Origin of the sequence: Streptomyces sp. NPDC059142, assembly GCF_042755665.1 — a bacterium.
Taxonomy (GTDB): domain Bacteria; phylum Actinomycetota; class Actinomycetes; order Streptomycetales; family Streptomycetaceae; genus Streptomyces.
In genome coordinates, this window is sequence record NZ_JBHZDA010000124.1 from 1 (window position 1) to 11,751 (window position 11,751).

The 11,751-nt window shown below is 75.7% G+C and carries 6 protein-coding genes; all 6 read left to right on the forward strand.

Annotated features, from left to right (window positions below):
- The first annotated feature begins 141 nt into the window (after positions 1–141).
- The 6 genes from ACFXPK_RS29730 to ACFXPK_RS29755 all read left to right on the forward strand — a co-directional run bounded on the left by ACFXPK_RS29730 (position 142) and on the right by ACFXPK_RS29755 (position 11,157).
- A complete protein-coding gene (locus tag ACFXPK_RS29730; protein WP_385080187.1) occupies positions 142–336 on the forward strand; it encodes a ferredoxin in 195 nt (64 codons plus the stop codon).
- Between the two features lie 151 nt (positions 337–487).
- The gene (locus ACFXPK_RS29735; RefSeq protein WP_385080189.1) at positions 488–1,246 is read left to right on the forward strand and encodes a thioesterase II family protein; all 759 of its coding nucleotides are present in this window, start codon (positions 488–490) and stop codon (positions 1,244–1,246) included.
- Positions 1,247–1,450: 204 nt separating this feature from the next.
- The gene (gene pabB, locus ACFXPK_RS29740; RefSeq protein WP_385007746.1) at positions 1,451–3,598 is read left to right on the forward strand and encodes an aminodeoxychorismate synthase component I; all 2,148 of its coding nucleotides are present in this window, start codon (positions 1,451–1,453) and stop codon (positions 3,596–3,598) included.
- Positions 3,599–3,776: 178 nt separating this feature from the next.
- Positions 3,777–8,996 (forward strand): beta-ketoacyl synthase N-terminal-like domain-containing protein, encoded by a 5,220-nt coding sequence (locus ACFXPK_RS29745; protein WP_385080191.1) that lies wholly within the window; start codon positions 3,777–3,779, stop codon positions 8,994–8,996.
- A gap of 183 nt (positions 8,997–9,179) precedes the next feature.
- The gene (locus ACFXPK_RS29750; protein WP_385006340.1) at positions 9,180–10,190 is read left to right on the forward strand and encodes an ATP-binding cassette domain-containing protein; all 1,011 of its coding nucleotides are present in this window, start codon (positions 9,180–9,182) and stop codon (positions 10,188–10,190) included.
- A 115-nt stretch (positions 10,191–10,305) separates the two neighbouring features.
- Positions 10,306–11,157, forward strand: a complete 852-nt coding sequence (locus tag ACFXPK_RS29755) for an ABC transporter permease (RefSeq protein ID WP_385006338.1) — start codon at positions 10,306–10,308, stop codon at positions 11,155–11,157.
- Positions 11,158–11,751 lie beyond the last annotated feature (594 nt).

Sequence of the window (11,751 nt, forward strand, 5' to 3'; positions counted from 1 at the left end):
GGTGTGGGTGTGTGTTTTTTGTATCTCCCTTCGGGCGGCTGGGGTCCCCCCCGCCCCGGCCCCGGGGGCGGGGGGGGGGGCGCCGGCCCCGTCCCCCCCCCCCCACGCCACGGTCCCTCTCACTTCTAGGAGCCAAGCACCATGCGTGTCACCGTCGACCAGGAGAGTTGCGTCGGAGCGGGCCAGTGCGTCCTGAACGCGCCGGACGTCTTCGACCAGGACGACGACGGGTTCGTCGTCCTGCTCAACGAGGCCCCCGGCGCCGAGGACCGGGACGCGGTCCTCGCGGCGGGCGACCTGTGCCCCTCCCGCTCGGTCGCCGTCCGCGAGGACTGACCCGCCGTGCGGGAACCCACGACCACGGGCCCGGCCGGCGCCACGGGACCCGGCCCGACGCCCGGTCCGACGGCCGGGCCCCGGTCGTGGCGCGCGCGGACCACCGGCCGGCGGAGCACCGCCGGTCAGAACCACTGAAGGGACACCCACCGTGACCACCGCTGCTGACGACACCGCGGCCCTCTGGCTACGGCGCTACCACCCGGCCGGCACCGACGCGGTCCGGCTGGTCTGCTTCCCCCACGCCGGGGGATCCGCCAGCTTCTACCACCCGGTCTCGGCCCGGTTCGCGCCGTCCGCCGAGGTCGTCTCGCTCCAGTACCCCGGCCGCCAGGACCGCCGCAAGGAACCCTGCGTCGAGGATCTCGGCACGCTGGCCGACCTGATCACCGCTCAACTGCTCGCGCTGGACGAGCGCCCGACGGTGTTCTTCGGGCACAGCATGGGCGCGGCCCTCGCCTTCGAGACGGCGTGGCGGATGGAGCAGAAGGGCGCGGGCCCCCGCGAAGTGCTCGCCTCCGGGCGCCGTGCCCCCTCGACCACCCGCGCCGAGGAGGTCCACCTGCGGGACGACGACGGCATCGTCGCGGAGATGAAGCGGCTCAACGGCACCGCCGCGGGCGTCCTCGGCGACGAGGAGATCCTCCGTATGGCGCTGCCCGCGCTGCGCGGCGACTACCGCGCCATCGAGACGTACTCGTGCCCCGAGGACCGCCGGGTAGGCTGCGACATCACCGTACTGACCGGCGAGGACGACCCGCTGACCACGATCGCGGAGGCCGAGCGCTGGGCGGACCACACCACCGGGTCCTACCGGCTGCGTACCTTCGGCGGCGGTCACTTCTTCCTCATCCAGCACCTCGCCGCCGTCCAGGCCGAGATCGCCCGCGCCCTCGCCCCCGCCTCCTGAGCGTCCGGCCCGGGTGGTGGCGGGACCGCCGCCCGGGCAGGCGCTGGAGCCGTGACCGAAGCACGCCGACCGGCATCGTGCCTGAGCACGTCCGCCACGGCCGGGGCCGCCGCGCAGCAGGAGAACCGTCCACGGCCGGACGGCACCCCCCGTCCGTCGCCTCCCACGTCACTTTCCGCTCACGCGCCTCTGGACAAGGACATCATGCGCACTCTTCTCGTCGACAACTACGACTCCTTCACCTACAACCTCTTCCACTACCTGTCCCGGGTCAACGGACAGGAGCCGGAGGTGATCCCCAACGACGACCCGGCCTGGCGGCCCGGTCTGCTCGACGCGTTCGACAACGTCGTGCTGTCCCCCGGCCCCGGCACCCCGCACCGGCCCGCCGACTTCGGGCTGTGCGCCGAGATAGCCGCCGAGGGCCGCCTCCCGGTGCTCGGCGTCTGCCTGGGGCACCAGGGCATGGCGCTCGCCCACGGCGCCCGCGTGGGACGCGCGCCCGAGCCCCGGCACGGCAGGACCTCCGCCGTACGGCACGACGGCACCGGGCTCTTCGAGGGGCTGCCGCAGCCGCTGGAGGTCGTCCGCTACCACTCCCTCGCGGTGACCGACCTGCCGCCGGAGCTGGAGGGCACCGCCTGGTCGCCGGACGGCGTGCTGATGGCGCTGCGCCACCGCCGGCTGCCGCTGTGGGGCGTGCAGTTCCACCCCGAGTCGATCGGCACCCGCGAGGGCCACCGTCTGCTGGAGAACTTCCGCCGCCTCACCGAACTCCACGGCCGCGCGCGGGTCCCCGCCGCCGCGCCCGCCCGCAGCGCCCCGGCCGCGCGGACCGAGGACGAAGCCGCCCCTCCGGTACGGCGGTTGCGGGTCATCGCCGAGCAGCTGCCCACCCGCTGGGACCCCGAGGTCGCCTTCGACACCCTGTTCCGCACCGGCGACCACCCCTTCTGGCTCGACAGCAGCCGCGCGGGCGACCGGCTCGGCCGGCTCTCCGTGATGGGCGACGCCTCGGGCCCGCTCGCCCGGATCGCCAAGGCCGACGTCCCCTCCGGCACCGTGACCGTCAGCGGCGCGGACGGCACCCGTACCGTCGAGAGCCCCTTCCTGGAGTGGCTGGAGAACGACCGGGCGGGCCTGCGCACCGACATACCCGAGCTGCCCTTCGAGTTCGCCCTCGGCTGGGTCGGCTACCTCGGCTACGAGCTGAAGGCGGAGTGCGACGGCGACGCCGCGCACCGCTCCCCCGACCCGGACGCCGCCATGGTCTTCGCCGACCGGGCCCTCGTCCTGGACCACTACACGGGCACCAGCCATCTGCTGACCCTGGCGGAGGACGGCGCCGAGGACACCGCGCGCGCCTGGCTCGCCGAGACGGCGCGGAGCCTGGACTCCATCGCGGGCCGGCGGCCGGGGCCCTGCGCGGAGGCGCCCGAGTGCACCACCGGACCGGTGGAGCTGCGCCACGACCGGGACGCCTACCTCAAGCTGATCGACGTCTGCCAGCAGGAGATCGCCGCCGGTGAGACGTACGAGGTCTGTCTGACCAACATGGCGGAGGCCGACACCGACCTCGACCCGTGGGCCGCCTACCGGGCGCTGCGCCGGGTGAGCGCCGCGCCGTTCGCCGCGTTCCTGCACTTCGGCCCGATGGCCGTGCTCAGCAGCTCCCCGGAGCGCTTCCTGCGGATCGACCGGCACGGCGCCATGGAGTCGAAGCCCATCAAGGGCACCCGGCCGCGCGGCGCCACCCCCGGCGAGGACCGCCGCCTCGTCGAGTCCCTGGCGACCAGCGAGAAGGACCGCGCCGAGAACCTGATGATCGTCGACCTGGTCCGTCACGACCTGGGCCGGTGCGCGGCGGTCGGCTCGGTCGTCGCCGACCCGGTGTTCCAGGTGGAGACGTACGCGACGGTGCACCAGCTCGTCAGCACCGTCCGGGCCCGGCTGCGCCCCGACAGCAGCCCGGTGGCCGCGGTGCGCGCGGCCTTCCCCGGCGGGTCGATGACCGGCGCCCCGAAGATCCGCACGATGCAGATCATCGACCGGCTGGAGGGCGGGCCGCGCGGTGTCTACTCGGGCGCCATCGGCTACTTCTCGCTGAACGGCGCGGTGGACCTGTCCATCGTCATCCGTACGGTGGTCCTCAGCGGCAACCGGCTGCGGTACGGCGTCGGCGGCGCCGTCATCGCGCTGTCCGACCCGGCGGAGGAGTTCGAGGAGACGGCCGTGAAGGCCGCACCGCTGCTGCGGCTGCTCGGCACCGGATTCCCCGGGCGGGAGGCCCCCGGCGAGCCCGCCCCCGCGCCCGCGCCGCCGCGGGCCGCCGCGGAACCCGCCCTGTCCTAGAACAGGTCCGGACCCGCTGTGCGGCCCGGCGGCCCGTCCCGGCCGCCGGGCCGCGCCCGTTTCCCCGGAGACCGGGTGTCCGCACCTCTTGGCGGGATCTCTAGGGAAAACCCGGCCCGCGCGGCAAGAGTCTGGAGCGGTTCCCTCTCAGACGGCGACGCTCGACACCCCAGGAGTGATGGTGCCCGTCCACACCCACGACTACCTGACCGATCCGCCCGGCGCCACGGGCCTGGCCCTGGACGGGCTGACCCTGCCCGCGCTGTTCGGCGCGGCGGTGCGCCGGGGCGGCGACGCGGTCGCCCTGCTCGACGGGGAACGCACCCGGACCTGGCACGCCTGGAGCGCCGAGGTGGACGCGCTGGCGCGCGGACTCCAGGCCGGCGGCGTCGCCCCCGGTGATGTGGTCGCCCTCCATCTGCCCAACTGCTGGGAGTATCTGACGCTCCATCTGGCGGCGGCCTCCATCGGCGCGGTGACGATGCCGGTGCACCAGGGCAACGCCGCCTCCGACGTACGCGCCCTGCTGGAGCGGGTCGGCCCGGCGGCGGTGGCGCTGCCGGCGCGCACCCAGGACGGCGACGGTCCGCTGACCGCCGCGGCCCTGCGCGAGGCGCTGCCCACCCTGCGCGCCGTACTGATCGCGGGGGACACGGCGCCCGACGCGGAGTCCGTGACCGGGTTCCTGGACCGGTGGTCCGGGCAGCGGCCCGATCCGGTGGACGTACGCCCCGACTCGCCGTTCGTGCTGCTGCCGTCCTCCGGGACCACCTCCGCGCGGCCCAAGATCTGTCTGCACACGCACGACTCGCTGCTCACCAACGCGCGGGTGGCCACCGAGGACTCGGCGGACGCCTACACCGGCACGGTGCTGTCGGCGTGCCCGCTCACCCACTGCTTCGGCATCCTGTCGGTGTACGCGGCGCTGTTCCGCACCGGCAGCCATGTGCTGCTGGACACCTGGGACGTGGAACGGTTCCTGGAGCTGGCCGCGCGCCACGAACCGAGCGTCGTGATCGCGGTGCCCGCGCAGCTCCACGACATCGTCACGCGGGTACGGGAGCTGCCGGACGGCGCCGGGCCGCGCCCCGCCAGGATCCTCACGGCGGGCGCAGCACTGCCGCCCGCGCTGGTGCGCGACGTACGGGAGACCCTGGACACCACGCTGATCGTGGTGTGGGGCATGTCGGAGGCCGGCAACGGCACCAGCAGTCTCGCCGGGGACCCCCCGGAGGTGGCCTCCCACAGCGTCGGCCGGCCCATCCAGGGTTCCGAGATGCGGGTCCTCGGCGAGGACGGCCTGCCGTGCCCGCCCGGCGAGCCGGGCGAACTCCAGTACCGCGGCCCCAGCATGTTCCGCGGCTACTACGGGGAGCCGGAGCTGACCGGAGCGGTGGTGACGGAGGACGGCTGGCTGCGGACCGGGGACCTCGCCTCGATCGGCACGGACGGGCTGATCTCCTTCCACGGCCGCTCGGCGGAGCTGATCAACGTCGGCGGCCGCAAGTTCAACGCGGTGGAGATCCAGACCCTGCTGGCGGAGCTGCCGGACGTCGGCCCGCTCGCCGTCGTCGCCAAGCCGGACCCCCGGCTCGGCGAGTACCCGGTCCTGGTCGTCACCGGGCGCCCCGCCGGCGGCGGCCCGGCGGAGCCCGAGGGCCGTCCGGGCGGCGCCGTCTCCCTCGACGAGGCCACGGCGTTCCTGCGCGGCCTGGGCACCGCCGAGTACAAGATCCCGCTGGAGGTGGTGGTGCTGCCGGCGCTGCCCCGCACCCCCGCCGGGAAGATCAACCGGAGGGCGCTGGAGCAGCACCTCGCCGAGGCCGCCGCCCACCCCGCCCCGGTCCCGGCCGGCGCGGCGCGCCCCGATCCGCGCGAGGCGCTCGCCCTGGTGGTCGCGGCCGTCGCCGACGTCCTGGCCGGCGTGCCCGGCAAGGACGGCGCGTCCACGCCGATCGGACCCGACGTCACCTTCCGCGCCCATGGGCTGGACTCGGTCGCCTCGGTGCGGCTGCGCAACGCGCTCGCCGAGGCCACCGGGCTGCCGCTGCCCGCGGGGCTCGCCTTCGACTTCCCCACCCCGGCCGCCCTGGCCCGCGAGCTCGCGGGGCTGAACCCGTCCCAGGACGCGGAGGCGGCCCCCGCTGCGGCCTGGGACGGCGAACCCGTCGCCATCGTCTCCATGGCCTGCCGGCTGCCCGGCGGCGCCGCCTCCCCCGAGGCCCTGTGGGAGCTGCTGAGCGAGGGCACCGACGCCGTGTCCGCCTTCCCCGCCGACCGGGGCTGGGACCTGGACGCCCTCTTCGCCGACGACCCGGAACACCCCGACGCCCCCGGCACCTCGGTGGCCCGTGAGGGCGGATTCCTGCGCGACGCCGCGCACTTCGACGCCGGGTTCTTCGGGATGTCGGCGCGCGAGGCCCTCGCCACCGACCCGCAGCAGCGACTGCTCCTGGAGACCGCCTGGGAGGCCGTCGAGCGCGCCCGGCTCGACCCGGTGTCCCTGCGGGGCAGCCGTACCGGCGTGTTCACCGGCGCGATGTACCACGACTACGCGGCCGGCGCGGCCGATCCGACCGGCGAACTGGAGGGGCTGCTGCCGGTGGGCACCGCGGGCGGCGCCCTGTCCGGCCGGATCGCGTACACCCTCGGGCTGAACGGTCCCGCGCTCACCGTCGACACCGCCTGCTCCTCCTCCCTGGTCGCGCTGCATCTGGCGTGCCGCTCGCTGCGCTCCGGGGAGTCGGACCTGGCGCTGGCCGGCGGGGTCGCCGTGATGTCCACCCCCGCCGCGTTCGTCGGCTTCTCCCGGCTGCGGGGGCTCTCCCCCGACGGCCGCTGCAAGTCCTTCGGCGACGGCGCCGACGGGGCCGCCTGGTCGGAGGGCGCCGGACTGCTGCTGCTGGAGCGGCTGTCCGACGCGCGCCGCAACGGCCATCCCGTCCTGGCCGTGATCCGCGGCTCCGCCGTCAACCAGGACGGCGCCTCCAACGGCCTCACCGCACCGCACGGTCCGGCCCAGCGCCGGGTCGTCCGGCAGGCCCTGGCCGATGCCGGGGTACGGCCCGACGAGGTGGACGCGGTCGAGGCGCACGGCACCGGCACCGCGCTCGGCGACCCGATCGAGGCGGAGGCGCTGCTGGCCACCTACGGGCGGGAGCGGCCGGACGGACGGCCGCTGTGGCTGGGCTCCGTCAAGTCGAACCTGGGCCACACCCAGGCCGCCGCCGGCGCCGCCGCCGTGATGAAGATGGTGCTGGCGCTGGTCCACGAACACCTTCCGCGCACCCTGCACGCGCAGACGCCCACCACCCAGGTCGACTGGAGCGCGGACACCGTACGGCTGCTGTCCGAGGCCCGGCCCTGGCCCCGCGAGGACGGCCGGCCCCGCCGCGCCGGGATCTCCTCGTTCGGCATCAGCGGCACCAACGCGCATCTGGTCCTGGAGGAGGCCCCGGCCGTCCCGTACGAGGAACCCGCCGCGCCGGAGCCCCCCACCGGGTCGCTCCCGCCGTGGCTGGTGTCGGCGAAGGACGCGAACGCCCTGCGCGGGCAGGCCGGGCGGCTGGCCGGATACGCCGCCGCGCACCCGGAGGCCTCCGCGCGGGACATCGCCCACTCCCTCCTCACCACGCGTACGGTGCACCCGTACACGGCCGTGCTGACCGGCCGCGACCGGGAAGCGCTCCGCGCCGCCGCCGAGGCGTTCGCGCGGGGCGAGGCGCCCGGGAGCGCCGGGCGCGTCCCGGCGGGCGCGGCTTCCGGTACCGCGTTCGTCCTCACCGGCCAGGGCAGTCAGCGGCCCGGCATGGGCCGAGGCCTCGCCGCCGCCTTCCCGGTCTTCGACGCCGCGCTGCGCGAGGTGTGCGCGGTCCTCGACCCGCTCCTCGGCCGGCCGCTGACGGAGGTCATGTGGGCGGCGGAGGACAGCGAGGAGGCCGCCCTGCTCGACCGCACCGGCTACGCCCAGCCCGCGCTGTTCGCCTTCGAGGTGGCGCTCTGCCGGCTCCTGGAGTCCTGGGGCGTCCTGCCCGCGCGGCTGGTCGGCCACTCGGTGGGCGAGATCGCCGCCGCGCAGGTGGCGGGGGTGCTCTCCCTGCCCGACGCGTGCGCCCTGGTCGCGGCGCGCGGAAGGCTGATGGAGGCGCTGCCGGCCGGTGGCGCCATGGTCGCGGTGCGCTGCTCCGAGGACCGGATCCTGCCCCGGCTGGCCGGCCGCGAGGGGGAGATCGCCCTCGCCGCCGTGAACGGCCCGCACTCCGTGGTGCTGTCCGGTACGGAGGACGCCGTGACCGCGCTCGCCGCCGAACTCTCCGCGGACGGCCACAAGACCCGCCGTCTGGTGGTCAGTCACGCCTTCCACTCGCCGCTGATGGAGCCGATGCTCGCCGAGTTCCGTGCGACCGTCGCCGGGCTGGCCTTCGCGCCGCCGCTGCTTCCGGTGGTCTCCGGGGTGACCGGACGCCCGCTCACCGCCGAGGAGGCCGCCGACCCGGAGCACTGGGTACGGCACGTCCGGGACACCGTCAGGTTCGCGGACGCCGTCGGCCATCTGGCCGCCGAACCGACCGCCGTCTACGTCGAACTGGGCCCGGAGGCCGCGCTCACGCCGATGGTCGAGGAGTGCCTGGGCGAGCGCGATCCCGGAACCGGCCCCGCCGTCCAGCCGGTGCTGCGCGGCGGCGCCGACGAGGCGGGCGCGGCGCTGGCCGCCGCCGTACGCCTGCACGCGCTCGGTCTGCCGGTGGACTGGCGGGCCGTCCTGCCGGAGGCCCGTACGGTGGCGCTGCCCACGTACGCGTTCCAGCACGAGGCGTACTGGCTGGCGTCGGTGCCCGCCGCGGCCGTCTCCGCCGGCCTGCCCCTGCCCGGTGCGCGGCCGGCCGGCCCGGAGCTGGCGGAACGGCTGGCCGGGCTCTCCGACGCCGAGGCCGAGACGCTGGTCACGGAGCTGGTACGGGCCGAACTCGCGGCCGTGGTGGGCGGGGACCTCGCGGCGGACGCCGGGGCCGACCTGGCGTTCACGGAACTCGGTGTCACCTCCGTGACCGCCGTGGAACTCCGCAACCGCCTGACCTCCGTCACCGGGGTCCGGCTCCCTCCGACCCTGGTCTTCGACCATCCGTCACCGGCCGCCGTGGCCCGTCTGGTGTGCGACGCGCTCCGGGACGGCGGGGCACGGCCGCGCCGGGACCCCGCGTCCGTACTGGACGAGCTGGAGGCGCTGCTCGTCTCGGGCGCGGCGCTCGGCTCGGACGCCGGGGCCCGGCTGCGGGCCCTGGCCGGCCGCTGGGCCCCGTACCGGGGCGGCACGGCGGAGCCGGCGACGGGCCCGCTGGACGTGGCGTCCGCGTCCGACGAGGACCTGTTCCGCCTCATGGACGGCGGCGCCGCATGACCGTCCCCGTCCGGCCACCGCGCCGCGAGCGGTTCGGCCTCGGGGACGGCCGCGCCACATGACCCTGCCCGCCGGTCCCCGCCGGACGGGCCCCCTCACTCCCGGCGGTCCGGTCCCCGGGCCCCGGGCGCCCATCCGGCCGGTCGTCGACCGTCCGCAGACCCACGAGCGGGAGTACATCGCATGAGCGGGCTCGTCACGCCCCCTGTCACCCGGCCGGGACCGGCGCCGGGCTCCGGTTCCGGAGACCTGATGATCGAGGCGGACTGCGTCACCAAGTCGTTCGGCGCGGTCCACGCCCTGGACTCGGTGAGCGTCGCGGTGCCGCGCGGCACCGTCCTCGGCCTCCTCGGCCACAACGGCGCCGGGAAGACCACCCTGGTCAACATTCTCACCACGGCCCTGCCCCTGACCTCGGGGCGGGCCCGGGTGGCCGGTTACGACGTGGCCGACAAGCCCGTCGAGATCCGCCGCCGGATCGGTCTCACCGGCCAGTTCGCCTCGGTGGACGGCCAGCTCAGCGGGCGCGACAACATCGTGCTCATCGCCCGGCTGCTCGGCGCGGGGCGCCGGGCCGCGCAGGCGCGCGCCGACGAGCTGCTGGAGCTGTTCCGCCTGACCGAGGTCGGCGACCGGCGCGCGAGCGGCTACTCGGGCGGACTGCGGCGCCGGCTGGACCTCGCGGTGTCGCTGGTCGGCGCCCCGGAGGTGCTCTTCCTCGACGAGCCGACCACCGGCCTCGACCCGACGAGCCGGCTGAACCTGTGGGAGATCGTCGAAGGGCTGGTCCGCCAGGGCACCACGGTCCTTCTCACCACGCAGTACCTGGAGGAGGCCGACCGTCTCGCCGACTCCATCACGCTCCTCTCCGAGGGCCGTGTCGTGGCCGCGGGGACCGCCCCCGAACTGAAGGCGACCATCGGCCGCCGCACGGTCACCCTGACGCTGGAGGGCGGCGAGGACCGGGCCACGGCGGGCGCCGCCCTGCGCGCCGCCGGCTTCGCCCCGGTCAACGGCGAGGACGAGACCCGGACGGTCGTCGTCCCGATCGACGCCACCCGGGAGATCGCCGACGTCATCAGGACGCTGGACCAGGTGGGCGTCGAGGCCACCGAGCTGGCCTTCGGCGAACCCTCCCTCGACGACGTGTATCTGGCGCTCGCCGACCGGTCCGCGGCGCGGACACCCGCGTGAGCGCCCCGGCCCCCGGGCGCCCCGGCTCCGGCACGGAGCGGCGCGCCGTGACCGGCGAGCCCCGCGCCATCCCGGCGGACGGAACCGCCGGCCGACGTCCCTCGTGGAGGACCCGATGACCACCCAGCTCACCCCGGCCCCGAGTCCGGCCCCGGCCTCCCGGGTCGCGACGGCCGACGCACCCGTGTTCGGCGGGAGTTCGCTCCTCACCCAGATCCGGGTGCTGACCGGGCGGTCGTTGCGCGCGATGGTCACCGACCCGGGCATCGTGCTGTTCGGCCTGATCCAGCCGGTGGTCATCCTCTTCGTGCTGACGCAGGTGTTCAGCAAGATGGGCATGCCGCCGCACTTCCCGAACGGTGTCACCTATCTCGACTACGTCCTGCCCGCCATCCTGGTCGACAACGCCGCGCAGTCGGCGATGCAGTCCGGTGTGGGTCTGGTCGAGGACCAGAAGAACGGCATGGTCGCCCGGCTGCGCTCGCTCCCGGTGCATCCGGGGGCGCTGCTGGCGGCGCGCAGCCTGGTCGGCCTGGTGCGCAGCGCCGTACAGGTTCTGGTGATCATGGTTCTCGCGATGACGACCCTGGGGTACTCGCCCAACGGCGGTCTGGCCGAACTCGCCCTTTCCGCCGGACTGACGCTGTTCATCAGCTTCTCGCTGGGCTGGGCGTTCATCGCGGCGGGTGCCTGGCTGCGGCGGGCCGAGCCGCTCCAGAACCTCGCCCTGATCGTGATCTTCCCGCTGATGTTCGCGTCCAGCGCCTATGTGCCGGTCGCGGACCTGCCCGGCTGGCTCCAGGTGGTCGCGAACCTCAACCCGCTGACGTACGCCATCGACGCGACCCGCGCACTCGCGCTGGACGTGCCCGGCCTGGACCACGCGATTCCCTCGCTGGCGATCTGCACCGTGATCGCCGTGGTCGGCATGGCCGCCGCTCTGCGCGGCTTCCGCCGGCCCCTCTGACCCCCGCGCGAACCCATCCCCCCGTGCGCGCGGGGAACGAGGCCCGTGGACGCCCACCCACAGCGTCCACGGGCCTCTCGCGTGCCCGGAGTCCTGGGGTCTTGAACGGTCCCCCGGCCCCCTGTCCCCGGTGCTCCCCCGCGCTGGGCCGTGGGGCCCCTTCCGGTTCCCCGGCCCCTCCGGAGGCGGCCCGCCGGCGGACACCCGGCGCGCCCTAACAGGCAGCGCGGGCATACAGATCCGGCCAGGGGCGGCCTCGGTGAGAGGACTGTCCGATTCCGTACGTTTGAAGGCGGGCGCGGGCGGACGGGGGATCGGGCAGCGGCAGCGCGGGAGCCCCCGGGCGCGTCCGCGAAGCGGTGCCGCCGGCCCGCCCTGCGGGTCTGGAGGAAGGGGGCGTTCCCGCCCCGGGCCGTGTCGTCGGCCCGCCTCGGCGCCCGCACGCCTCCGGCGTCCCGCTGGAGAACACCTTCCGCCGGGCGGCCCGAGGCGGAGGAACAGGCCGGGGGGGGCGGGGGGGGGGGGCGCGCGCCCCCGGGGGGGGTGGGCGGGGGGGGCCCGGGGGCGGGGCCCCCGCGCGGGGTGGTGTGCGAG

Excerpts from the sequence above, each read along its gene's own strand:
- ACFXPK_RS29730 (WP_385080187.1), top strand. The coding sequence starts at position 142 with ATGCGTGTCACCGTCGACCAGGAGAGTTGCGTCGGAGCGGGCCAGTGC.
- pabB (WP_385007746.1), top strand. The coding sequence starts at position 1,451 with ATGCGCACTCTTCTCGTCGACAACTACGACTCCTTCACCTACAACCTC.
- ACFXPK_RS29745 (WP_385080191.1), top strand. The coding sequence starts at position 3,777 with ATGGTGCCCGTCCACACCCACGACTACCTGACCGATCCGCCCGGCGCC.
- ACFXPK_RS29750 (WP_385006340.1), top strand. The coding sequence starts at position 9,180 with ATGAGCGGGCTCGTCACGCCCCCTGTCACCCGGCCGGGACCGGCGCCG.
- ACFXPK_RS29755 (WP_385006338.1), top strand. The coding sequence starts at position 10,306 with ATGACCACCCAGCTCACCCCGGCCCCGAGTCCGGCCCCGGCCTCCCGG.